This is a genomic window from Murinocardiopsis flavida (genome assembly GCF_003014485.1).
Classification (GTDB): Bacteria; Actinomycetota; Actinomycetes; order Streptosporangiales; family Streptosporangiaceae; genus Murinocardiopsis; species Murinocardiopsis flavida.
In genome coordinates this window covers 26,227-49,067 of the sequence record NZ_PYGA01000031.1, presented here as the reverse complement: position 1 = coordinate 49,067, position 22,841 = coordinate 26,227, and the positions used below count along the sequence as shown (strand labels likewise).

Annotated in this window: 24 protein-coding genes; 5 read left to right on the top strand and 19 right to left on the bottom strand. The window is 72.6% G+C overall.

The features are described from left to right. Positions 1-19: 19 nt before the first annotated feature. A complete protein-coding gene (locus tag CLV63_RS29660; protein WP_106586552.1) occupies positions 20-808 on the bottom strand; it encodes an SDR family NAD(P)-dependent oxidoreductase in 789 nt (262 codons plus the stop codon). Positions 809-945: 137 nt separating this feature from the next. Between CLV63_RS29660 and CLV63_RS29655 the strand changes: the two genes are divergently transcribed. Next, entirely contained in the window at positions 946-1,515 is a 570-nt protein-coding gene (locus CLV63_RS29655; RefSeq protein ID WP_106586551.1) for a TetR/AcrR family transcriptional regulator, read from the top strand. A 92-nt stretch (positions 1,516-1,607) separates the two neighbouring features. On the opposite strand, the gene CLV63_RS29650 is transcribed toward CLV63_RS29655, so the two are convergent. Then, complete coding sequence (locus tag CLV63_RS29650; protein ID WP_245929188.1) at positions 1,608-1,964, bottom strand: arsenate reductase ArsC; 357 nt, start codon at positions 1,962-1,964, stop codon at positions 1,608-1,610. 387 nt (positions 1,965-2,351) lie between these two features. Here CLV63_RS29650 and arsB point away from each other — a divergent pair, with 387 nt between their 5' ends. Further along, complete coding sequence (arsB, locus tag CLV63_RS29645) at positions 2,352-3,434, top strand: ACR3 family arsenite efflux transporter (RefSeq protein ID WP_106586550.1); 1,083 nt, start codon at positions 2,352-2,354, stop codon at positions 3,432-3,434. Positions 3,435-3,579: 145 nt separating this feature from the next. Here the strand turns inward: arsB and CLV63_RS29640 are convergent, their stop codons facing one another. The 6 genes from CLV63_RS29640 to CLV63_RS29615 form a co-directional block, all read right to left on the bottom strand. After that, a complete protein-coding gene (locus CLV63_RS29640) occupies positions 3,580-4,950 on the bottom strand; it encodes a flavin monoamine oxidase family protein (RefSeq protein ID WP_245929182.1) in 1,371 nt (456 codons plus the stop codon). Positions 4,951-5,130: 180 nt separating this feature from the next. After that, complete coding sequence (locus CLV63_RS29635; RefSeq protein WP_106586549.1) at positions 5,131-5,325, bottom strand: ferredoxin; 195 nt, start codon at positions 5,323-5,325, stop codon at positions 5,131-5,133. A 10-nt stretch (positions 5,326-5,335) separates the two neighbouring features. Next, the gene (locus CLV63_RS29630; protein ID WP_106586548.1) at positions 5,336-6,562 is read right to left on the bottom strand and encodes a cytochrome P450; all 1,227 of its coding nucleotides are present in this window, start codon (positions 6,560-6,562) and stop codon (positions 5,336-5,338) included. 109 nt (positions 6,563-6,671) lie between these two features. Then, complete coding sequence (locus CLV63_RS29625) at positions 6,672-7,568, bottom strand: RNA polymerase sigma-70 factor (protein ID WP_106586547.1); 897 nt, start codon at positions 7,566-7,568, stop codon at positions 6,672-6,674. Positions 7,569-7,777: 209 nt separating this feature from the next. Then, positions 7,778-8,656 (bottom strand): SDR family NAD(P)-dependent oxidoreductase, encoded by an 879-nt coding sequence (locus CLV63_RS29620; protein ID WP_106586546.1) that lies wholly within the window; start codon positions 8,654-8,656, stop codon positions 7,778-7,780. Between the two features lie 266 nt (positions 8,657-8,922). Then, complete coding sequence (locus tag CLV63_RS29615; RefSeq protein ID WP_106586545.1) at positions 8,923-9,603, bottom strand: TetR/AcrR family transcriptional regulator C-terminal domain-containing protein; 681 nt, start codon at positions 9,601-9,603, stop codon at positions 8,923-8,925. Positions 9,604-9,659: 56 nt separating this feature from the next. Here CLV63_RS29615 and CLV63_RS29610 point away from each other — a divergent pair, with 56 nt between their 5' ends. Beyond that, positions 9,660-11,201 (top strand): FAD-dependent monooxygenase, encoded by a 1,542-nt coding sequence (locus CLV63_RS29610; protein ID WP_245929181.1) that lies wholly within the window; start codon positions 9,660-9,662, stop codon positions 11,199-11,201. A gap of 79 nt (positions 11,202-11,280) precedes the next feature. Here CLV63_RS29610 and CLV63_RS29605 read toward each other — a convergent pair whose 3' ends face one another. The 6 genes from CLV63_RS29605 to CLV63_RS29580 form a co-directional block, all read right to left on the bottom strand. Further along, entirely contained in the window at positions 11,281-12,171 is an 891-nt protein-coding gene (locus CLV63_RS29605) for an alpha/beta hydrolase (protein WP_146165700.1), read from the bottom strand. Between the two features lie 54 nt (positions 12,172-12,225). Then, positions 12,226-12,942, bottom strand: a complete 717-nt coding sequence (locus CLV63_RS29600; RefSeq protein WP_106586542.1) for a glycosyltransferase — start codon at positions 12,940-12,942, stop codon at positions 12,226-12,228. Then, on the bottom strand, positions 12,939-13,541 hold the full coding sequence (locus tag CLV63_RS29595) for a class I SAM-dependent methyltransferase (protein WP_106586541.1): 603 nt from the start codon (positions 13,539-13,541) through the stop codon (positions 12,939-12,941). The genes CLV63_RS29600 and CLV63_RS29595 overlap by 4 nt, the downstream gene beginning before the upstream one ends. Continuing rightward, positions 13,538-14,296 carry a PIG-L deacetylase family protein gene (locus tag CLV63_RS29590; protein ID WP_106586540.1) on the bottom strand — a complete coding sequence of 253 codons (759 nt, stop codon included), beginning with the start codon at positions 14,294-14,296 and terminating at the stop codon, positions 13,538-13,540. Before CLV63_RS29590 ends, CLV63_RS29595 begins: the two co-directional genes overlap by 4 nt. After that, positions 14,280-15,341 (bottom strand): acyl-CoA dehydrogenase, encoded by a 1,062-nt coding sequence (locus tag CLV63_RS29585; protein ID WP_342751445.1) that lies wholly within the window; start codon positions 15,339-15,341, stop codon positions 14,280-14,282. Before CLV63_RS29585 ends, CLV63_RS29590 begins: the two co-directional genes overlap by 17 nt. 715 nt (positions 15,342-16,056) lie before the next feature. Next, positions 16,057-16,992 carry an AraC family transcriptional regulator gene (locus tag CLV63_RS29580; protein WP_106586539.1) on the bottom strand — a complete coding sequence of 312 codons (936 nt, stop codon included), beginning with the start codon at positions 16,990-16,992 and terminating at the stop codon, positions 16,057-16,059. 74 nt (positions 16,993-17,066) lie between these two features. Between CLV63_RS29580 and CLV63_RS29575 the strand changes: the two genes are divergently transcribed. Continuing rightward, positions 17,067-17,858 carry an NAD(P)H-binding protein gene (locus CLV63_RS29575; RefSeq protein WP_211301540.1) on the top strand — a complete coding sequence of 264 codons (792 nt, stop codon included), beginning with the start codon at positions 17,067-17,069 and terminating at the stop codon, positions 17,856-17,858. A 186-nt stretch (positions 17,859-18,044) separates the two neighbouring features. Here CLV63_RS29575 and CLV63_RS29570 read toward each other — a convergent pair whose 3' ends face one another. Further along, positions 18,045-18,656, bottom strand: coding sequence for a TetR/AcrR family transcriptional regulator (locus CLV63_RS29570; protein WP_106586538.1), 612 nt, complete (start codon positions 18,654-18,656; stop codon positions 18,045-18,047). A 61-nt stretch (positions 18,657-18,717) separates the two neighbouring features. Between CLV63_RS29570 and CLV63_RS29565 the strand changes: the two genes are divergently transcribed. Then, entirely contained in the window at positions 18,718-19,563 is an 846-nt protein-coding gene (locus CLV63_RS29565) for an alpha/beta fold hydrolase (RefSeq protein WP_106586537.1), read from the top strand. A 43-nt stretch (positions 19,564-19,606) separates the two neighbouring features. On the opposite strand, the gene CLV63_RS29560 is transcribed toward CLV63_RS29565, so the two are convergent. The 4 genes from CLV63_RS29560 to CLV63_RS29545 all read right to left on the bottom strand — a co-directional run bounded on the left by CLV63_RS29560 (position 19,607) and on the right by CLV63_RS29545 (position 22,734). Beyond that, positions 19,607-20,863, bottom strand: coding sequence for a DUF4440 domain-containing protein (locus CLV63_RS29560; protein ID WP_106586536.1), 1,257 nt, complete (start codon positions 20,861-20,863; stop codon positions 19,607-19,609). A 23-nt stretch (positions 20,864-20,886) separates the two neighbouring features. Next, complete coding sequence (locus CLV63_RS29555) at positions 20,887-21,414, bottom strand: dihydrofolate reductase family protein (RefSeq protein ID WP_211301539.1); 528 nt, start codon at positions 21,412-21,414, stop codon at positions 20,887-20,889. A gap of 310 nt (positions 21,415-21,724) precedes the next feature. Continuing rightward, positions 21,725-22,303, bottom strand: coding sequence for a TetR/AcrR family transcriptional regulator (locus CLV63_RS29550; protein WP_170134371.1), 579 nt, complete (start codon positions 22,301-22,303; stop codon positions 21,725-21,727). Beyond that, on the bottom strand, positions 22,300-22,734 hold the full coding sequence (locus CLV63_RS29545; RefSeq protein ID WP_106586534.1) for an SRPBCC family protein: 435 nt from the start codon (positions 22,732-22,734) through the stop codon (positions 22,300-22,302). Before CLV63_RS29545 ends, CLV63_RS29550 begins: the two co-directional genes overlap by 4 nt. Positions 22,735-22,841: the final 107 nt, after the last annotated feature.

The window sequence follows — 22,841 nt, the reverse complement described above, 5'->3', positions numbered from 1 at the left end:
CTTCAGGTGGCGGCGTCACTCAGGCGGGCACCTTGAGAGCCCCGGCGTGCACCGCCCAGTTGGAGCCGACGGCGCTCGGCATGGTCGGCGAAGACAGCAGCACTATCGCCCGAGCGATCTCCGAGGGGTCGATCAGCCTGCCGGTGACCAGACCGGCCTGCTGGGGAAAGGTCTCCAGGACGGAGTCCTCATCGACGCCCAGAACCGCCGCCAGGTGGGTCACGGCACCACCTGGGCCCACCAACAGATCGGTCCGGGTCGCCGAGGGTGTGACCACGTTGATCCGTACACCCATGGGTGCAACGTTCTCGGCGAGCCCCCGGGAGAACGCATTGAGAGCCGCTTTGGCGCTCGAATAGGGCAAGGGCGCCATATGCGGCCGGAGGGCGGACTCGGAGCTGACATTGATCACAGCGCCGTGCGCCTCGATGAGAGCCGGCAGTGCAGCGCGAGTCGCGCGGACGGTGGCGTGCAGGTTCAATGCGAAGATCTCGTTCCAGTCCTCCTCTGCCTTGAAGGGGTCGGCACGCGCCTCTTCGGAGACGGAGCCCCCGCCCGCGTTGTTGACGAGGATGTCCAGGCGGGGATCGGTATCGAGGGCGGTCTCGATCATGCGTTGGGGAGCGTCTGGACGGGAAAGGTCGGCGGGAATGAAGTCGGCGCCGGTTGATTCGAGATCCGGGGAGCTGCGGCGTGACACGGCCGTGACGGACACGCCCTCGGCGACGAGTGCCTTGACCGTGGCAAGGCCGATGCCTCTGCTCGCGCCCGTCACCAGTGCACGCTTGCCGGAGAGTTGCATGTCCATATGTGTTTCTCCTGTCGGTCAGATGATGAGGGGCGCTGATCGGGGACTCCCCTCGCGCGAACCTAAGTGGTGAGGTTACTCCACTTAAGAAACCGTAACATGCGGAGAGATCTCTCCGGTTCTTGGGAGGAGGAACGATGAACCAGTCAAAGCCGCCGTCCCGGCCACTGCGAGCCGATGCCGAGCGGAACAGGAAGCTGATCCTGGAGGCCGCCTATGAGGCGTTCGGGGACGAAGGGGTCGACGTCTCCCTGGCCGAGATCGCCCGGCGGGCGGGCGTTGGCTTCGCGACGGTGCAACGCCGATTCCCCACAAAGGACGCCCTCGTCACGGAAGTCGTGCGAACCCGACTCGCGCACATCGGTCCGGATCCCGCACAGGCGAGCGCCCTCGACGCCTGGCAGGAACTCACCGCGCCGATTCGGGACTGCTGCGAGTACCAAGTGAAAGACCCCGGTCTAGCCGGTTCCATCGCGCAGATCCTGTCCGCCGCATCCGAGCCGTCGGTCTGCGAACCGATTCTCGACGCTCTCGATCCGTTGGTGGTTCGCGCACAGGCCGACGGTGCCCTGCGAGATGACGTCTCTGTCGATGATGTGCTGCTGATCCTCAAGGCGAATGCCGGGGTCATCGCCAATTCCCCGGGGAAGGAGGCGGAAGCGTCGCGACGATTCGTCGAACTGGCGCTGCGTAGCCTGCGACCGTGAGGTTGCCGCTCCACATCAACGAAGGCCGTGTTTCACGGACTTCGTCCCAGGCCTCGATGGCGCAGACGATCGCCCGAACCTGTTCCAGGGGCTCAGCGGGCCGGGGTGACTCCGAATTCGGCGATGAGGGCCTCGATGCGGCGGCGGATCTCGTCGCGGATGGGGCGCACGGCCTCGACCCCCTGCCCGGCGGGGTCGTCGAGGTCCCAGTCGAGGTAGCGCTTGCCGGGGAAGAACGGGCAGGCGTCGCCGCAGCCCATGGTGATCACGACATCGCTCGCCTCGACCGCCTCGGCCGTGAGGATCTTGGGCTGCGCACCGGTGATGTCGATACCGACCTCGCGCATCGCCTCCACCGCGGCCGGATTGACCGACCCGGCAGGCGCCGACCCGGCCGAGCGCACCTCCACCGCATCCGCCGCCAGGTGGCTCAACCATCCGGCGGCCATCTGGGAGCGTCCGGCGTTGTGCACGCAGACGAAGAGCACACTGGGTTTGTCCGACACGGTGGATGACCTCTTCTTCTCATCGTGGTGGGGGCGGCGCCGTTCGCAGCGGCCGGACGTCCACACGGTGCCGATCGAGAGGGGTATACCCGGTCCGGTCGACGGGATCTCCTCGACCACACCCATGAATTCGGACGAACCCATATGTGCAGCTTGGGTGATGGACGACGCCCTTCGGCGTGAACGACGGCCCTGCTCCCGATGAACGGGCCCGGAGTCCGGAGCGGCGCCCTACACGCACTCCCCTCTTTCATCAGCTATCGTTGATATCAGCTTATATCAATGCGATGCTCGCAGGCCCCGTACGCCCGCGTGGTGAAAGGACAGTGGATGGCGCAGGAAGCCCCCGCGGACACGCAGGCACCCAGAGGTGCCCCGCGGCTGTCGACGCTGGACCGGTTCCTGCCGGTGTGGATCGGCCTGGCGATGGTCGCCGGGCTCGGCCTCGGCCGGCTCGTCCCCGGCCTCCAGGGCGTCCTCGACGCCGTCCAGCTGGACGGCGTCTCGCTGCCGATCGCGCTGGGCCTGCTGCTGATGATGTACCCGGTCCTGGCCAAGGTGCGCTACGACCGCCTCGACACCGTCACCCGCGACTCCCGCCTGCTGATCTCCTCGCTGGTGCTGAACTGGCTGGTGGGCCCGGCGGTGATGTTCGCCCTGGCCTGGATCTTCCTGGCCGACCTGCCGGAGTACCGGACGGGACTGATCATCGTGGGTCTGGCCCGCTGCATCGCGATGGTCATCATCTGGAACGACCTGGCCTGCGGCGACCGCGAGGCCGCCGCCGTCCTGGTCGCGCTCAACTCGGTGTTCCAGGTCCTCGCGTTCGGGCTCCTGGGCTGGTTCTACCTGGAGCTGCTGCCCGGATGGCTGGGCCTGCCCCAAGACGGAATCGACATCTCGGCCTGGGAGATCGCCAAGAGCGTGCTGATCTTCCTGGGCGTCCCGCTGCTGGCCGGCTACCTCACCCGCACCTTCGGGGAGAAGGCCAAGGGCCGCACCTGGTACGAGGAGCGGTTCCTGCCCCGGATCGGTCCGGTCGCGCTGTACGGGCTGCTGTTCACCATCGTGATCCTGTTCGCCCTCCAGGGCGACGCAATCGCCTCCCGGCCGCTCGACGTCGCCCGCATCGCACTCCCGCTGCTGGTGTACTTCGCGGTGATCTGGGGCGTGTCCATGCTGCTCGGGCGTGCCATCCGGCTGTCCTACGAGCGCTCCACCACGTTGGCCTTCACCGCTGCCGGCAACAACTTCGAACTGGCCATCGCGGTTGCCATCGGCGTGTTCGGGGTGGCCTCGGGCCAGGCCCTGGCGGGCGTGGTCGGCCCGCTCATCGAGGTCCCGGTCCTGGTCGGCCTGGTGTACGTGTCGCTGTGGGCGCGCCGCTTCTTCCCCGCACGTCTCGGGCGATAGGCACCGAGGCACCTGCCGGGTGGCGGGGTCGGCGGCGCGCCGGAACTCCGGGCCGAGGCGACCGGACACGGGAACAGAGGCCGATACGCCCTTGCGGCGCAGGGCACTGCCCTCGCCGCCCGGGTAGCGGCCCTCGCTCGTCGGGTCAGGGCTTTCCTGTCCGTGCGCCGCGCGCCTCCAGCACCTCTGCTGCGGCGCGCGATCCGCTGGCCACCGCGCCGCCCAGGGTTCCGTTCGCGGGGAAGGACGCGGTCTCGGTCGCCGCCCAGTGGATCCGCCCCACCGGGCGGCGCAGCAGCGGCCCGTACTCGGTCAGGAAACCGGGCGGGGTCGGGGACTGGTAGGCCCTGCTGTACGGATCGGGGCCGACGGGCGCCTGGAGGAACGCCACCGGCTCGGCCGCGAGCGGACCGAACGTCTGCCTGAGGTTGTCGAGCAGGTGGCCGCGGTGGCGGGCGGGGTCGTCGATGACGCTCTGGTCGGCCCCCATCGGGTCGGCGTCGCCGAAGGTGTGGGTGTGGGCGACCAGCCGGCCGAACGAGGCGTCGGCGGGGCTGTCGTCGAAGGTCCAGGCGGGGATGCCGTCGTCGAAGACGGCCTCGCCGGACAGGCCGAAGTTGCGCCAGAACGGACGCCAGTACACGATGTCGCTCCGGACGACCTCAGCCTGCGGCCACTGCTGCTGCATCCGCTTCCGGCTCGGCGGCAGGTCGGGGGCGAACGCGATGCGCTGAACATCGGCGGGGGTGAGCGCCACGACGACGCGGTCGGCCGTGAGCGACCCCCAGGGGCCCGAGAGGCGCGCTCCCCCGGCCTCCTGCTCGATCCGGGCCACGTCGTGGCCGGTGCGCACGGCCGCGCCACCGGCGACCAGCCGGCCGACCAGCGCGGCGGGGTCCAGGTGGAACGGCGTCCGGTAGTCGTCGGGCTCCGGGCCGATGTGGGCGAGGAGCCACAGCATGCTGATGCGGTCGGCGGGCAGGCCCGCGTCGAAGGTCAGCTGCTCTTCGACGAGGTCGAGGACGTCGTCGTCGGCGGAGTGGGCGCGCAGCCAGGTGCGCACGGTCTGTGCGTCGAACTCCTCGGCGTTGGCGGAGCGCCACGGCTCGACCGGGTCCAGGCCGCAGGCCAGCCGGACGAGCCGGCCCAGCACCCATTCGTTGCGCATCCGGGTCCACCACGAGGCGCCGAGCGGGACGTTCACCTCGCTCAAGGCGATCTCCCCGTCCGTGTCGACGCGGAGGGCGTCGAGCGCCCGGTCGGCCTCGACGGCCTCCGCGGGGACGTCGAGTTCCGCGGCGAGGTCGAGCACGGCGCGGTCGGTGCGCCGGACGAACATCCTCCCGGGGGAGGCGCCGTTCGCTCCCGGCATGCGCGGCAGGGCGGCCCGGCCCCCTGCGGCAGGGGAGCCCTCCAGGACGAGGACCGACTCGACGCCCCTCGAACGCAGGCATCGCGCCGCTGCCAGCCCGGACAGGCCGGCCCCCACGATCGCGACCTCCACGTGCTCCATCATCACCCTCTCCATCGATCGGCACTTGGCGGTTACAACGCACAAATGTGCGCAGAGGTGCCGCCCGCGATGATCGGGCGAGATCAGGAGCCGGCGGTGCCGACGCGGACGGCACCGTTCGAGGTCCGCCCCTCGAACGGTGCCGTTTCCGCCGACGGCCGCGCCGCGACGGCCCTGGTGCGCCTACTCCCGGGAGACGGACAGCGCTCGGGACGGGCACAGGGTGACGGCGTAGCGTGCCTGGGCGGCGCTCTCGTCGCCGGGGTCTGCGGTCAGCAGGACCACGATGCCGTCGTCGTCGTGGTCGAACACGGCCGGCGCGGTGAGGACGCACTGGCCGGCGCCGATGCAGCGCCCGGTGTCGGCCTTGATCCGCATGATGTCCTCCTCACCAGGTGACCGGGAGTTCGTCGGCGCCGTAGACGACGGCGTCCGTCTTGAACGGCAGCTCCCCGACCGGGACGGCGAGCCGCAGTGTGGGGATGCGGCGGAACAGCGTGTCGAACACGATCTCCAGTTCCATCCGGGCGAGGTTCTGGCCGAGGCACTGGTGCGGGCCGAATCCGAAGGCGAGGTGGTGTCGGGCCTTGCGCTCGACGTCCAGGTCGGCCGGATTCGTGAAGACGGAGGGGTCCCAGTTGGCCGACAGGCCGGAGACGACGACGCCTTCACCGGCCTTGATGTCCACCCCGCTGATCCGCGCGTCCTCGGTGGCCACCCGGGTGGTGACCGCGTCGGCGACGGCGAAGTAGCGCAGCAGCTCCTCCACCGCCATGGGCGTCTTGCCCGGGTCGGCCGTGATCAGGGCCAGCTGCTCCGGGCGGTCGAGCAGCCCGATCACGCCGAGCGAGATCATGTTCGCCGTGGTCTCGTGTCCGGCGGACAGCAGCAGGAGGGCCAAGCTCACCAGGCCCTCGTGGTCGACGGCGCCCTCGCTGCGCTGCCGGGCGATCTGCCGGCCGAACAGGTCGTCGCCGGGTTCGGACTCCTTGCGGGTGATCAGGTCGTCGATGAAGGAGCGGAGGTCGGCCAGCGCCCGCTGGCGGTCCTGCGCCGACGAGCTCCGGCGCACCGCGACGGCGGTGCGGTCCTGGAAGAAGCCGTGGTCGGTGTATGGCGCGCCGAGCAGTTCGCAGATCACCAGTGAGGGCACCGGCAGGGACAGCGCTTGCACGAGGTCGACCGGCCGGTGCTCGGTGGCGAGCATGTCGTCGATGAACCGGTCGACGATGTCCTGGATCCGCGGGCGCAGGGCGGCCAGCCGTCTCACGGTGAACTCGCCGATCACCGGGCGCCGGGCCGCGGCGTGTTCCGCGCCGTCCATGCCGACCATCAAGGGCGGTTGGCTGCGGAACTGCCGCAGGGTCGCCGCGTTGAGGTTGAAGAGGGGGAAGCCGTCGTTGCGCCGATCGGAGGAGAAGCGCCGGTCGGCGAGGACGGCACGGCCTTCCCGGTGCGCGGACACCCACCACGCCTGGGTGCCGCCCGGCAGGGTGATCCTGGTGATCGGCGCCTGCTCGCGCAGCCGCTCGTACTCGGCGGGCGGGGCGAAGGGGCAGCCCCGCTCGACCGGCAGTTCCAGGTCGGCGGATGCGCCGACAGCGTTCTTCGTCATGGGTGACCTCCCGGTCGCCGGGCCTGGTCGGGCCCGTTCAGGACTCCTCGGGGTACGGCCGGCCGCGGTTCCCGGCCGGCCGCCGCCATGCCGTGTCCGCCGCCGGTGTTCAGCGCAGGGTGAGCGGGGTCTCGGATTCCACGCGGGACAGCTTCGCCGGATTGCAGACGTAGTAGATGCCGGTGATGCGCGCGTCCTCGACCCGGACGGTGAGGATGCCGTCGACCTTGCCGTCCAGGCGTACGACGAGCGCCGGGCCGCCATTTGCAGCGGTGGGGACCGCGGTGATCGCGGCTTCGCTCCGGCCGAGGCCGTGGACGAGCATGCGGACCAGCCGGTCGGCGCCGGTGACCGGCCGCAGCGCGGCCTGCTTGAAGCCGCCGCCGTCGGCGATGAGGACGACCTCCGGGGCGAGCACGTCGAGCAGGCCCTGGAGGTCCCCGGTTTCGAGCGCGCGCCGCAGCGATTCGAGTGCCGCACGGGCCTGGCCCGGGGGGACCACTTCTCGGGGACGGCGGGCATCGACGTGCCGGCGGGCGCGGTGCGCGATCTGCCGGACGGCGGCGGGGCTCTTACCGACGGCGGCGGCGATCTCGTCGTAGCCGACGTCGAAGACCTCGCGCAGCACGAAGACGGCGCGCTCGGTCGGCGCCAGCGTTTCGAGGACGAGCATCAGCGCCATCGACACGCTCTCGGCGAGTTCGGTGTGCTCGGCGACGTCCGGCGCGGTGAGCAGCGGCTCGGGCAGCCAGGAGCCGACGTACGCCTCCTTGCGGCGCTTCATTGTGCGCAGCCGGTTGAGCGACTGCCGGGTCGTGATGCGTACGAGGTAGGCGCGCTGGTCGCGCACCTGCTCCATGTCGACGGCGACCCACCGCAGCCAGGTCTCCTGGAGGACGTCCTCGGCGTCGGCCGCGGACCCGAGCATCTCGTAGGCGACGGTGAAGAGCAGGTTGCGGTGGGCGACGAAGGTCTCGGTCGCCGCTTCGACGGTGTGGTCGCTCATTCCTCGTTCCTCACTCCTTCGCGTCCGGGTCCGGTCGCCGGCGGTGGTCGCGCGCCTGCCCCGGCGGCGTCCGGAATCCTGCTGTCCCGAATGCTGTCCGACCGGCGCCGGCCGTACAGCGCGCCCGTACGCGACCGCGAACCGGGAGCGCCCGTTCGGTGCCGGGCGCCGGCGTCCGGCCGGGGCGTGGCCGAGCAGGACCAGGCGCCTCAGGTCTCGACGGGTTCCGGCCGGGACGCGTCGGCCTCGCGGCCGGGCGCGCCGCTCGCCTCCGCAGAGAGGTCCTGCCAATCGGCCCAGGTCTGGAGCCGGTCCGCGTAGGCCTGCCGGACCAATTGGTGGCCCATGGCGCCGAAGAACACCCGCAGGGGCGGGGCGTCGGAGTCGACGATCTTGAGGAGTGCCAGGGCCGCGGCTGCCGGGTCACCGGCCGCCTGCGTCTTCGCGAACCCGGCGATACGTCGGCGCAGGCCGTCGTAGGCCGGATCGAGCTCGGCCATGTGCCCGTTGGCGAGCGGATCCGGGTTCCTGCCGGACCGGGTGGCGAAGCCGCCGGGCTCGACCACGGTCACCTTGACCCCGAATCCGGCGACCTCCTGGGCGAGGGTCTCGTTCAGGGCCTCCAGCGCCCACTTGGACGCCTGGTACGCGCCGCCGAGCGGCATGGCGACGACCCCGGCGACCGAGGACATCTGGATGATGTGCCCTGCGCCCTGCTCGCGCAGGCCGGGCAGCGCGGCCTGGACGACCCACACCGCGCCGAAGACGTTGGTCTCCAGCTGGTCGCGGAGCTCCTGCTCGGTCAGCTCCTCGATCGCGCCGATCTGGGCGTAGCCGGCGTTGTTCACGACGACGTCGATCCGACCGAAGTGCTCCTCGGCCCGCCGCACACTCGCGAAGACGGCGGTCTTGTCGGTCACGTCCAGGGCGAGCGGGAGCACCGCGTCGCCGTACGCGACGGCCAACGCGTCGAGGCTCTCAGTGCTCCGGGCGGTCGCGGCCACCTTGTCGCCGCGGGCCAGTGCGGCCTCGACGAAACTGCGGCCCAGACCGCGGGACGAACCGGTGACGAACCAGACCTTGCTCATGGTGTCCTTCCGATCTCTCCAGGGTGGATTCCCTATCGCCGTTGCCGGCTGCACAGGAGACACCGCGGGACCGATCACCGTGACACCATGTGACCCAGGTCACCTAACGGGCCGGGCTGGGCGCACCCCTGGAGTCCTCCGCCCCCCTCCGGCCCCTTGGACCGACTCGCGCGCACAAGGGCACGGCGGCCACGACGCGCATCGCCCGGTTCCGGCTGTCAGCCCCGTGGCGGCCGCGCCACCGCCCGCCCGTACGTGACCGGCCCTTAGGGCGCATCCACGGGCGGCTCTCCCCCCGCCCCGTCTCGGGGGGAGGAGCCGGCCGTGTGCTCGATCCCGGCGATGATCAGCCGCAGCCCGCTCTCGAACCGGGTGTCGAAATCGGTGAACATCACCCGCCCCGCGGCTTTGGCCAGTGGCAGGTCGGCGTCCTTGAAGCGGGCGTCCCGCCGTTCGGGGTCGTAGCGCTCGTCGCGCCGACCGGGCCGGGGGTGGACCGCCTGCTCCTCGATCGCGAAGCCCACTGTGTAGCTGTAGACCGCGTGGAAGCCCTGCATGGCATCGGAGAGCGCCAGCCCCGCCTCGGTCAGCCGGCGGAGGTTCGCCTCCTGCGACGCGTAGATGGAGCCGTCGGTCAGGTGGGTGCCGCTGAACACCTTGGCGCCGTCGCGGTGGGCCAGCATCATCCGGCGAAGGCCGCGCGCCGACCCGGTCAGGGTCTCCTGCCAGGACGCCACCGCCGAAGGCTCCTCCGCGGCGAGCAGGTCGCGGAGCATGGTCGTGGCCATCTCGTCCAGCAGCTCGGCCTTGCTCTTGAAGTGCCAGTACAGCGCGGGGGCCTGCACATCGAGTTCGCGGGCGATGCCGCGCAGCGTCAGTCCGTCCAAGCCATGCGCGTCCAGCTGCCGCAAGGCGGTGCGCACCACGCGCTCCCGGTCCAGGCGCATCCCCACCTCCGACTTGACAGCTTAACAGCATTAATCGCACACTTAACAACGTTAAATTGAACGATGTTAAGGAAGTGTTCGGCATGATCCTCGTCGTCGGAGCCGGGCCGACCGGCCTGACCCTCGCCATCGAACTCGCGCGCCGCGCCATCGACGTCCGCATCATCGACAGTGGGGGCCGCCGCGGCTCCCGCGGCAAAGGGCTCCAGCCGCGCACACTGGAGGTCTTCAACGACCTCGGTGTCATCGACGACGTGCTCGCCTCGGGCGCGCCCTACCCGCCGATGCGCGTCTACTCCGGCGACGGCACGGTGGCCTGGGAGGGGCACCTCGCCAGGCGCCACGAACCCGGCCCGGACGTCCCCTACCCGAACGTGTGGCTGGTGCCGCAGTGGCGCACCGAGGAGATCCTGCGCTCCCGCCTCGCCCGCCTGGGCGTGCACGTGGAGTCGGGAACCGAGTTACTGGGCTTCACGGCCGACCCCCACGGCGTGACCGCCCGCCTCAGCACCGGCGAGGCGCGGGCCGACTACATGGTGGGCTGCGACGGCGGGCACAGCCTGGTCCGCCGCGAACTCGGCATCGCGTTCGCCGGAGAGACGCACGAGAGCGAACGCATGCTGCTGGCCGACGTCCGCGCCGAAGGGCTCGACCGCGCCCACTGGCACGCCTGGGGCGACGGTCCGGACGACATGCTCGCCCTGTGCCCGCTCCCCGGAACCGACCGGTTCCAACTCGTCGCGGCACTGTCCCCCGGGGCCGGAAACCCGCGGCCCGCACTCCCGACCCTCCAGGACCTCGCCGGCCGACGCGCCACCGGAGTCCGGCTGCTCGACGCGGGCTGGATCTCCCTGTACCGGGTCAACATCCGGATGGCCCACCGCTTCCGCGTCGGCAGGGTCCTGCTGGCAGGGGACGCCGCACACGTGCACTCGCCCGCCGGCGGCCAAGGACTCAACACCGGGGTCCAGGACGCCTACAACCTCGGCTGGAAGCTCGCCGCGGCCGACCGCCACCCCCGCCTGGTCGATACCTACGAGGCCGAACGCCTGCCGGTTGCCGCACACGTCCTCGGCCTCAGCACCGCCTACCTGCGCCGGAGCGGTGGCGCCCGGCCGATCGCCCAACGGGCCTCCGATACCCGCCAGCTCGACCTGACCTACCTCGGCGGTCCCCTGGCCCCGGACGACAGCGCCGACCCGGGCGCGCCCGAGGGACCCGGAGGCGCGGCCGGTCAGGACGGGGAACACGCTCCCCCCGCCGACGGCGCCGCCGCGCCCCTGCGCCCGGGCGACCGCGCACCCGACGCGCCGGTGGTCGTCGCCGGGAACGGGGTGCGCCTGTTCGACGTGTTCCGGGGCCCCCACTTCACCCTCCTCGCCTTCGGACCCGACGCCGCCCGCGCCGCCGCGGACATCGACCGCCGTTACGGACCGGAGCTGCGCACCGCCGCGCTGGACGAGGACGGGCAGGCCCGACGGGCGTACGGGGTCAGCGGCGACCGGCTCGTCCTCGTGCGCCCCGACGGCCACATCGCCGCCACCGCCCCGTCCGGAACCCCCGCTCCCATCACGCGCTTCCTCGAAGCGGCCGCCTGACCCCGGACCTCGTCGACGGAGCGGCGGTGGCGGCCGCCGCCATGGCGGGGCGGCGCGCGACGAAGCCGCGCGCCAGTGGTCATTCGAGGCGGGCGATGATGTGCGCCCGGGCCCTGCGCCCCTCCGGGAGGGGGTACAGGGGGTAGACGTGGATCTGGCCCGCGGCCTCATGGAACTCCACCGGCACCCCGGCCTCCTCGGCGCGGTCGCGGAAGCGGTGGGCGTCGGGGTTGAGGATGTCGCGGGTGCCGATGAAGACGGTGGCGGGCGGGAGACCGGCCAGGTCGCCGTTGATCGGGCTGGCCAGCGGGTCGGCGGGGTCGAGTCCGCCCGCCCACAGCCGCCCGGCCAGGCGCAGCCCGGCCCGCGACAACTCCGGGTCGAGCGGCTCCACGGCGGGTATGTCCGGGTGGTCCATGGTGACGTCGAGCCACGGCGAGATCAGGACCAGCCGGGCCGGCCGGTACCCGCTCTCGTCGCGCAGGCGCTGCGCGACCGCGACCGCGAGCCCGCCGCCCGCCGAGTCGCCCATGAGGACGGTCGACCCGGCGTCGCGGTCCACCGACTCGCGCACCAGCGCCGCGACCTCCGGCACCACCCGCGCCGCGGTCCCCTCGGGCACCAGCGGGTAGACGGGCACCGCCACGCGGGCCCGCAGCGTGTGCACGAGCGTCTCGGCGAGCCGCCAGTGCATGCCTGACACCTGGTCGATGTAGGCGCCCCCGTGCAGGAACACCACGTTCACCGCGGGCGGCCCCGAGCGCGGCCGCACCTCGTAGCACGGCCACCCGTGTCGGAAGTCGATGCGGACCGCGCAGGTGCGGTCCAGCCGGCGCGGGGGCCCGTGCGGGTCGGGGCGGACCCGGGCCCGCTCGACCTTGCGGCGTACGACCACCGGGTCGCGGTACTCGATCCTGCGGCCGACCACGCTCGCCGCCGCCCGCCATGCCCGGCTCCGGATGCTCGTCACCCTGTCCTCCCGTCCGCGCGGCCTGTCCGCGAGGCGCCGCCGCCCCGTCACGGCTCACTGCCCCGAATCGGGGCCGCTCCACTTCCCCGCCAATCGGGTGAGCAGGTCGCCGAAGCCGCCGCGGGCCCGCGAGTCGGGCCGTGCCGAGGTGCGCACCGAAAGGTCGGACGGGCGGCGGATGCGATGCCCGCCGGCGTGCAGGGCCGCGACCAGGCTGTGGTCCTCGGAGCACGCGAGGCTGCGGAACCCGCCGGACGCCAGGTAGGCCGACGCCCGCACGCCGAGGTTGGCGCCGTGGACGTGCGGATGCTCGCCCGGCCCGGACCGGTAGTGCCGCGCGAACACCGCTGCCAGGCCCGGCGGGCGCTGCGACCAGTCCGCCACGGTGACCGTGCCCGCCACCGCGTCCCATCCCGCGTCGGCCCAGCGCACCTGCTCGGGCAGCCACCGGAGCGGGACGATGCTGTCGGCGTCGGTCGTGGCCAGCCACGCCTCCGCGGCCGGGCAGCCGCCCAGCAGTGCGAGTGCGCGGCGCATCCCCTCGGCGCGCGCCGGTCCGACGCTGCGGTGGCCGACCTCCACCACGTGGGCGCCCATGGCGCGGGCGATGGCGGCGGTGGCGTCGCCGCACGCGTCGGCGACCACCACGATGCGCCGGCGGTCCGGCGCGATGCGGCAGGCCGCAAGGGAGGCGGCCACGGCGCCGAGGCAGGACGGGAGGAGTTCGGCCTCGTTGTGAGCGGGGATCACCACGGCGGCCGCGCGGATCACACGAGCCCTTCGCGCTCGGCGACCGAGACCGCGCCGCCGACCGTGTGGACGTCGAGGAGGAAGTCCGCCTCGCTGTGCCGGACCGTACGCGCCAGCCCGGGGCAGGCGTCCAGCGCGGCATGGACACTCGCGCCGGAGCGGGCGTGCCCGCCGACCGGGTGCTGCCAGTGCACCGCGATCAGCGTCCCGGCGGCGCGCAACGAGGCGACCGACTTGGCGAGGACCGCCGCCAGGTCGGCGTCGTCGAAGTAGTACAGCAGTTCCGAGAGCACGATCAGGTCGAAGTCGCCCTCGGGCCATTGCCGCGGGATCCGCGCCTGCTCCACCCGCACGTGGGCGAGGTCGGCCAGGTCGCGTTCCGCCTGGGCCGCCACGGTCGGGACCCCCTCCCACGCCAGCAGGGAGTCGCAGCGTCCGGCCAGTGCCCGGGTCAGCGCGCCGATCGAGCACCCGGGCTCGAAGGCGCGGCCGTAGCGCTCGCGCGGCAGCGAGGCCGTTGTGAGGTCCCGTTTCCGGTGCTCGTACCAGCGCGTGGTGAAGCCCCACGGGTCGGCGGACGCCGCGTACATCGCGTCGAAGTAGGCGTCCTCGGTGCTCACCGGAAGACCGTCTCGGCGTCGCGGGTGAAGTGGGCGAGCATCTCCGGGGTGAGGATCGCGGCGTCGTCGGGGTGCTCGCTCAGCGGAGCGATCTGGGTGGTGAAGCAGTCGATGGCCGCGGCCTTGCGGCGCCGCACGTGCGGGGGCAGCGCGATCCGGTGCGCCGTGTCCCAGGGCACCTCGGGCTGGTCCGGCCGCGCCCAGTGCCACATCCACACCGGGTAGCGGGCGAGCGGTGTGCCGGCCGCCGCGCTCGCCGTCTTCGCCGCCCGGCCGGTCGCGTCGTGGTCGGGATGCAGGTCCGCCTCCCAGGGGGCGAGGCACAGGTCGAATCCGGCGCAGAGGTCGTTCAGCCGGGTGGCGACCTCGGCCTCGGCCGCCGCGACCCCGCCGTCGGGCAGGCCGAGCCGGACGACCTCGGTGTCGTGCGCGCCGAGGCGGCGCAGTGCGGCGCGGCGCTCCTCGTGGCGGCGGCGGACGAGTGCGCCCCGGGCGAGGGTCGGGCTGTTCGGGTGCGAGGCGTCGCCGTCGGTCACGGCGACGATGCGCAGCCGGGCGCCGCTCTCGGCCAGCAGGGCGAGACCGCCGCCGAAGCCCAGTACCTCGTCGTCGGGGTGCGGTGCCACGACGACGGCGCTGCGGATCCCGGAGAGGTCGAAGGCGGGTCGTCGCGCCAGCGGCGGCCAGGCGAGCCACGTGCTCTCCGGGGTGCCTTCGGCGTCGATGGGGTGCGGGGGTTCATCGGTCCTCGGCAACGGTGTCGTCCTCTCGATGCGCCGTGTGCGCGCCCAGACCGGCGAGGTCGCGGGCACCGTGGTGCTGGCGGATGTAGACGGCCAGGTCCTCGGCCGCGCGCGCGTAGCGGGGGTCGCCCGCCAGTGGGCCGGCGCCCAGGGCCTCGCCCGCGTGTCGGAGCACGTCGGCGCACGCCTCGGCGAGCACCGCCCGCGTGCGCATCGCGCGCACGGCGGCGCCTCCCCCCGTGTCGCGGGGGTCGGCGTCGACCTCCTCGGCGGCCGCGCGGAGCACCGCGTCGGCGGCGTGCAGGTCGCGGTCGACGGCGCCGTAGTGCGCCTGGGCGTGCGGGTCGGCGCCGCCGCGGACCCTGGCGGCCAGCGGTCGCGCGACGGCGAGCGCCCCGCCGTACCAGCACGCCGCGACACCGATACCGCCGTGGTGGAAGCCGGGCCGGTCGGTGTAGGCGCCGGGCGGTCCCACCGGTTCGGCGGCGACGTCCGCGAAGGCGAGGGTCAGCGTGGCGCTGGCGGCCATCCCGGCGGCGGCCCAGGTGCCCGGTCGTGCCGCGGCGGCGTCGGCCCGTACCGCGAAGAGGCGCCGGTCGCCGCCATCGACCACGGCGCTGACGAGGCCGTGCGTGCAGACGTCCGCACCAGAGCAGAACCGTTTGACGCCGCTGAGCCGCCAGTGTCCGCGGTCGAAGCGCGCGTGCAGGTCCGGGCCCGGCGGGTGCGCCGCCCACACCCCCCATGCGGACCCGTGCTGCGGGGGCGCGGCTCCCAACTCGGCCATGATGGCGAGCGCGTCGGCATGGCCCTCGGCCAGGCGCGCCAGCGACAGGTCGCGGTGCGCGAGGTCGCGCAGTGCCGACCAGCGGCGCCACGTGTCGCCCCGGCCGGGCAGCGGGAGGTCGAGCCGTCCGGCGGCGGCCTCGTCGAGGAAGAGCGCGACGATGTGGCGCCGGTGCTCATCGGCGGCCGTCCCGCCGGGATCGGCCGGGGGCCGCGGCAGGGGCGGGGCCGTGACGTCCCCGCCCGAAGCCTGCTCATCGTCTCTGATCACCTCGCCCCACTGCCCCTGCCACCAGCTGGGCAAACCGCGCGCCGATCGCACCCGGGCCGCCCCGAGCCGCCCGGGGAGTCCCGGTCGAACCCGCACTGGTGCCGCCGCCATCGCCGACCGGGACGTGCGCCGTCGCGTTCCGCCGCAGGCCCGTCGGCCCGGCGGGCGGCCGGGCGCGGCGTCGAACGCTGCGCGGTCACCCCGGCGAGCCGGCCGCCCGCCGGGCGTGCGGCCCGCGCGCGTCGAAGGAGGAGAACCACCGCTCCCATGCCGTGTGCACCTGGTGTTGGCCGCTGCGATGAAAGTCCGCGGGCGGTGAGGAGCGCCCAGGGTCGCGGGTGCCACGCTCCGCGCCGGAGGAGCGAACCGCCGCTCGCCTCGTTGCGGACGGCTCCTCCGGGGGGACCGTCCGATCCGCGCGGCGTGCCCCGCCGCCATACGATGCGTCCGCCATGAGCCGACGTTCCTTTGCTGCTCGCGGGCCTTCCCGCCGCCCATGCACGGCCGCGGCCAGGCCCTTGCCTCTTACAGTGATCATTCTGTCACTGTGTGCAACTGACCTCGGATGCGAGATCCAAACGGTCCGCGTCCCCGCGTGCGCCGCGCCCCGCTGCGCCATGCGTGCGGGGTCCGAGCCGTGCGCCTTTCGTCCCCACAGCGCCGATCACCGCGTCCGGCCCGCGTCCGCCGGTCTCCGCGCGGATCGCGGCGGCGGTCACGCGGCGGAGTGGCGGGCGCGGAAGTGCGCCGGGGAGACGCCGTATGCGCGTTTGAAGGCGGCGCTCAGGGCGAACGGGTTGGCGTACCCGACTCGGGCGGCCACGGCCGCGAGCGTGCGGTCGGTCCCGGCGATCAGGTCGGCGGCGAGGGCCATCCGCCAGCCGGTGAGGTAGGTCAGCGGCGGCTCGCCCACCCGGTCGTTGAAGCGTCGGGCGAACACGGCCCGGGACACGCCCGCGCGCCTGGCGAGCGATGCGACCGTCCACGGCTCCTCGGGGCGCTCATGGATGAGCCGCAGGGCGGGGCCGACCACGGCATCGTCCTCGGCCGCCAGCCACCCGCGGTCGTCGGCACCGGCCAGCGCCTCCCGCAGGCACGAGACGAGGAGCAGGTCCAGCAGGCGGTCGAGGACGGCCTCCTGGCCCGGCCGGTCGTTGACCACCTCGGCTGAGAGCAGGTCGACCAGCGGGGACTCGACGCCGCGCAGCACCACGCTGCGCGGCAACCGGGCCAGCAGCCGGGCGCCGACCGAGGTCTCGCGGTTGTAGGTACCGATGAGAATGACGGTCGCGTGCCGGGTGTCGGCCGGGACGTTGCCCCAGGTGCGCACGCCGAGATCCATGGTCCCTTGCACGATGTGCCCTTGGGGGTCGACGCACACCTGGCCCGGCAGGATCCGCACCTCCGTCGGGGTCTGCGGCGAGTCGGCGAAGACATAGGGCTCGGGGCCGCGCACCAGCACCACGTCGCCGGCATCGAGCGGGTGCGCCGCCGCGCCGTCGGCGTACACGGCCGACCCGCGCGCCATCACCGCGACCGACAGCGGCGCTTCGTCCTCGATGCCGACCGACCAGCCGCCGGCGAAGACCGCCTTCAACAAGAACGCCCGCTCGGCGCGCGGGCCGTCGAGCAGGGCACCGAGACCATCCATGTTCGAGACGATCGCATATGCCGTCGCGCTGATCAAGTATTCTCTGTCTCGCCCGCTCCGCCCACGATGGATGCATGCCAACACTCATCATCGGCGGCACCGGCAAGACCGGCAGCCGCGTCGCACACCGCCTCGACGCCCTCGGGCACGCCAACCGCCCCGTCTCGCGCAGCACCGACCCGCGCTTCGACTGGACCGACCCCGGCAGCTGGCCCGCAGCTCTCGCCGGCTGCGACGCCGCCTACGTCACCTACCAGCCGGACCTCGCCATCCCCGGTGCCGACGAGGCGATCGGCCGCTTCGCCGCTGCGGCGGTCGCGGCCGGCTGCCGCCGGCTGGTCCTGCTCTCCGGCCGCGGCGAAGAGGGCGCGCAGCGGGCCGAGCAGGCCCTGATCGCCTCCGGGGCCGAATGGACGATCATCCGATCGGCGTTCTTCGCGCAGAACTTCACCGAGAGCATCTGGGCGCCCGAGGTCGCCGCGGGCAGGCTCACCATGCTGCGCCACGGTGCCCCCGAGCCGTTCGTCGACGCCGACGACATCGCCGACGTCGCCGTGGCCGCCCTCACCGCACCAGGCCACGTGGGACGGGTCCACAACGTGACCGGCCCGCGGCTGCTCACCTTCGGCGACGTCGCCGACGCGATCGGCGCGGCCGCCGGGCGTCCGGTGACCTACGTCGAACTCGGCACCGACGACTTCATCGGCCACCTGGTCGATGCCGGGGTCCCCCGCGAGGACGCCGCGGGCATGGCCCACCTCTTCTCGGAGGTCCTCGACGGCCGCAACGCGCACGTGACCACCGATGTCGCGGACGTGCTGGGACGTGAGCCGCGTGACCTGGCCGACGTCATCGCCCGCACCTGACCCGGCGGCGAACCGGGCGCCGGGGACCGGGGCCGTCGGCGAACCGGGCCGCCCCGCTCCCCCGCATGCCGCGCACCCCACCGGCCCCGGATCCGTCTTCGCCTTCGGCCGTCGGCGGCGGCCGGCCGGAGGGTGCCGGGAGGACCCGGGCACGCCCCGCCGCATCAGGCCGGGTGCCGTCGGTCCTCACGCCTCGCGCACGGTGAGCCCGCGCACCAGCGTGTCGACGATCCGGACGATCTCCGCACGTGCGGTGGTCTGGTCATCGGCGGCGTGCAGGTACATCGCCGCTTCGTCCGCGATGGCGAGCAGCAGGTGTGCCAGCGGCCGGATCGGCAGTGAGCGCAGTTCGCCGTCTGCCGCGGCCCGGGTGAGCACGGCCTCGATCAGGCCGAGGATGTGGGGCTGGCAGATGGCGCGCCAGCGCACCCAGCCGAGCACGGAGGGCCCGTCGATGAGGACGATCCGCTGCACCTCCGGGTCCTCGCAGGCATCGAGCCATGCCTCCACCGCCCGCGTCATCACCGCGACGAGGTCGCCGCCGTCCCCGGCCGGCGCCGCTGCGGCGAGACGCCGGGCGACGTCGGCCTCGACGGCGGCGAGGACCTCAGCGAACAGTTCGGTCTTGTCGCCGAACTGGTGATACAGGGCGCCTCGGCTGATGCCGGCCGCACGGACCAGTGTCTCGGTGCCGACACCCGCGTATCCGTGCTCGGCGAAGAGCTTCCGCCCCGCCTCGATCAGGGCGGCACGGGTCGCCGCGGTCCGCTCCTCTTGTGTGCGCCGGGAAACTTTCATACAATCTGCCCGTAAGTTTCATACATATTGTATGTTACTTCATCGACGAAGGAGCCATCCCATGTCGACCGTCGATCTCCCCAGCGGGACCATCCACTACCGCGCCGTCGGACCCGAGGAGTCCGCCCAACCGCCCGTGGTGTTCGTCCACGCGTTCCTCATGGGCGGCGCGGTCTGGTCGCGCGTCGCCGACCTCCTCGCCGAGCGCGGCATACGGTCCTTCGCGCCGGACTGGCCGCTGGGCGCGCACCCCGCGCCCCTGCACCCCGACGCGGACCAGACCCCGCGGGGCGTCGCCCGTCAGATCCTGACGTTCCTGGAGGCACTCGACCTGGACGATGTCACCCTCGTCGGCAGCGACACCGGCGGAGCGCTCGTCCAATACGTCCTCGACACCGATGCGAGCCGGGTCGGGCGCGTGGTCCTGACGAACTGCGACGCGTTCGACACCTTCCCGCCCTTCCCGTTCAGCGTCTTCTTCGCACTGCTCAAAGGGCCGCGAAGGATGAAGATCAACCTGCTCCCGATGCGCAGCCGCGCGTTCCGGCACTCCCCGCTGGGGTTCGGAATGCTCGCGAACGACCTGGACGCCGACCTCACCCGGTCCTGGATCGAACCCGCCCTCACCCGGCCGGGCATCCGCGACGACGCCGTACGCCTCCTCCGCGCCATCGACCCGCAGGACCTCCTCGACGTGTCCACCCGGCTCAAGGACTACCCCGGGCCGGTCCGCATCGTCTGGGGCGGCGCCGATCGTGCGTTCACCCCCGACCTCGGCCGACGGCTCCAGCGGGCCTTCGGCCACGCCGAACTCATCGAAGTGCCCGGCGCGCGCACACTCGTCCAGCTCGACGCGCCGGACCTCCTCGCCGAGCAGATCGCAGACTTCGAGACCACGCCGCGGTAACCGCGACCGCACAGCGGCGCGCCGTCCGCCGGCGGCGGGAGGTTCACGGCTCGCGCGGGACGCTCGCGCCCTGCGCCTGGACGACCCGCCACCCGCCGTCCTGGAACAGCCACGTGCGCGTGTAGTACATCTCCGCTTCGAACGGCTCGCCGCCCGCGAAGCCGGCCATCCTGAGCCGCGCGCGCGTGACCCCCGTCGAACCGAACTGGCGAGCGGTGCTCTGGAGCCGCTCCGACCGCGTCAGCCGAAGCTGTCCGGAGGAATGCGACTCCAGATCCTGTGCCTTGCCGAACTCGGCACCATCGGGGGCGACGTAGACGACGTCGGGATGCAGCAGGGAATCCAGCGCGGCGACATCGCCCGCCAGTTGGGCACGCTGCAACTCGGTCTCGGCCGCGGCCAGCGAACCGTCCGCGGGAGCGGGTTCGCCCATCGCCTTGTAGTCGACCACGTCGCGCAGCTTCCGGGCGAACGCCGCGGGGTCGTTGTCAGGCGCCCACTCGTTGGCGGCGAAGCCGCCGTGGTCACCGGGGAAGACGACGGGTTCGGTGCCGAGCAGCCCGGCGAGCGCCTCGCCACCGCGGCGCGCCATGGTGCCCGCGCCTTCGGCGCCGATGGCGGGCACGATCCGCACTCCCGACGCCTTCAGCGCAGCGGCGTCCGGGGTATAGGGCGGCATGGCCATGTTGTACGCGAGCAGGGCGTCGTCGCGTGCGCCGTCGTCCTCGGCGGGCAGGCCGAACTGCGCCGGATCAGGGTCGGGCTGCTCCAGGTAGTCCGCCGGAAACGGGCCGGAGTGTGTCACCATCCGGATGAACTTCGCCATCGCGGGGCCGAATCCCCGGCGCTGATAGGTGCCGACGATGTCGGCGTTGATCTTCAGGACCGTCTCGGCGTCCGCAAGCAGCGCTCCCAGGGGCGGTTCGTGCGCAACGAGCGTGCGGAGGTCATCGGGGTGGTCCACCGCCCATGGCAGCGCGACCATCGCCCCGCCGCTCGATCCGAAGGCGTCGACCGGTCCGAGACCGACGGCCTCGACCACGCGGTGGAGGTCATCGCCGTGGAGTTCGGCGGTCACCCCGGCACCGTCCTTGAGGTGGCTGCGTTCCGTCATTCGCGGGTCGTAGGTGATGACGACGCGGTCGTCGAAGTGCGGCGCCACCTGCTCGAATCCGGATGCCCCCATCGGCGACCCGAAGATGAAGAGCGGCGGGTGGCCGCCCGGCCGGTCCGGCTCACGAATGTCGTAGGTGAGCACCGCCCCGGGCACGTCCAGGGTGTGCGTCGTGGTCGTGGGCATTCGCAGGTCCTTCCGGTCGGTGATCAGCCGCCTCGGCTGTACGTGAGGAGCAGGCTGCCGTTCGGGGTGTCCTCGGCCGCCACCAGGTCGAGCCTGGGGTGGCGGCCCGCGGAGTCGAACAGCCGCCGCCCGCTCCCGGCGATCGCCGCTGAGACGACCAACCGCAACTCATCGAACAGGCCGGCGGACAGAAGGGACTGAACAAGTGTGATGCTGCCGTGAACTCCGATATCGCCGCCGTCCGCGCGCTTGAGCTCCGCAATGTACTCGGCTGCCGGGCGATCGACAACGACGGTGTTCGCCCACTCCTGGGTCAAGGGGCGGGAGGAGAAGACGTGCTTGGGTGTCCGGTTGATGAAGCTCGCGAACGGTTCGACATCGGATGTCGGCCAATAGCCCGCCCAATAGTCAAAGGTGCCGCGGCCGAGCAGCACATCGTCCTGGCGCTCGATGATCGTCTCGAGATTGTCGAAGATGGGACGGCCGCCATCGTGCATCCAGTCGCTCGGCTCCTCGGCGACGCCGTCCAGGGACAGCAGCTCATAGAGCACTACTCTGCGCATGTTCGACACCGGATTCCCTCGACAAGACAGCGCCGTGGCCGCCGTTCGCTCACCATAGGAGTCGGTCGGACCGGCCGGCATCCGTCGAGGAGCGTGGGAGCGCCTACGCCGAAGAACGTATGCCTTTCCGCGCAATCGGTCCGAGGGCCCGGGTTGCTCCCGTGACCAGTGCGCCGCGCGAACTGTTCCTGGCGTTGCGGGCTTTCACCGCATCGACGCCGGTCACGTGGATGTCCGGTCGGTTTCCGCCCGGCGGGCGCCGCGCGGGCCCGGCGTCGTCGGAGGAGCAGGGCGCGGATCAGGTGCCGTGGTCGCGGCGGTGCGCGATCCGGTGCCGGACCATGGCGGTGAACTCCGCGACGGCGGCGTCGGCGGCGTCGAGGTCGTCGTCGAGGAGCACGTCGAACAGCAGGCCGCGGCCGACTCCGAGGGTCAGGCGCGCGAGCCGGGAACTGTGCTCGGCATCGGTCACGGTCGCGTAGGTCTGCGCGAAGACAGCGGCGTAGCGGGTCACCAGCACCTCGGGGAGCCGTACCGCGTAGGGCGCCCCGTACATCGCGTGCGTCGAGAGCTCGAAGTACAGCGGACCGAACTTCCGGGCGGTCGCACGCACGCGCGCCCAATGGCGGCCCAACGCGTCGAACGGGTCGCGCTCCTCGGCCGACATCGCCTCCAGAGCGGCGATCTCCCGCGCCACGACCTCCGTGATGACCGCCGCGAGCAGGTCCCCGCGGTCGCCGAAGTGGTAGTGCAGCATCCGCTGGCTCGTGCCGATCGCCGCCGCCAGCGTCCGCAGGCTGGTGTCGCGCACCCCGTGGTCGGCGTAGTAGTCGATGGCCTCGGTCAGCAGCCCATCACGGGAGTTCTTGGCGTTCACGCGCTCTGGGCGAGGCGGGCGAACGTCGCGGCCTCGGACTCCACCATGCGACGCGCCTTTCCGGCGATCAGGAGTCGGACGAGGCCGGCCAGTGGGCCGGTCCATTCGATACTCAGCCTCAGGCGCGAGCCGGCGCCTTCGGCCTCGATGATGTGCCTGCACGTGGTCACCACTCCGGGCGAGCGGGCTACCCAGGTGAACGAGCGTCCCGGTGACCATTCGGTGACCTCGTACACCGCGGCGGGCAGCCCGGGTTGGCGGACGGCGAAGCGCGCCCCGACACCGATCGGCACTTCCGCGGCGCCGAGCCGGCGCACCGAGTCGACGCTCGGCAGCATCGCGCCCCACGCGGGGAGGTCGCCGACCAGGGACCACAGGCGATCGGCTGAGGCATCGGGTACGTCGGATGCGGCGACGATCGTGTCCACCATGGCCGCATCATACGCCGATTGTATCGATTGATACACCCCCTGCCATGGCACCGCCCGGCGGCGTGCCGTCCGCCGGGGTGTGCACGGCTCGCGGCACCGCCTCCGGG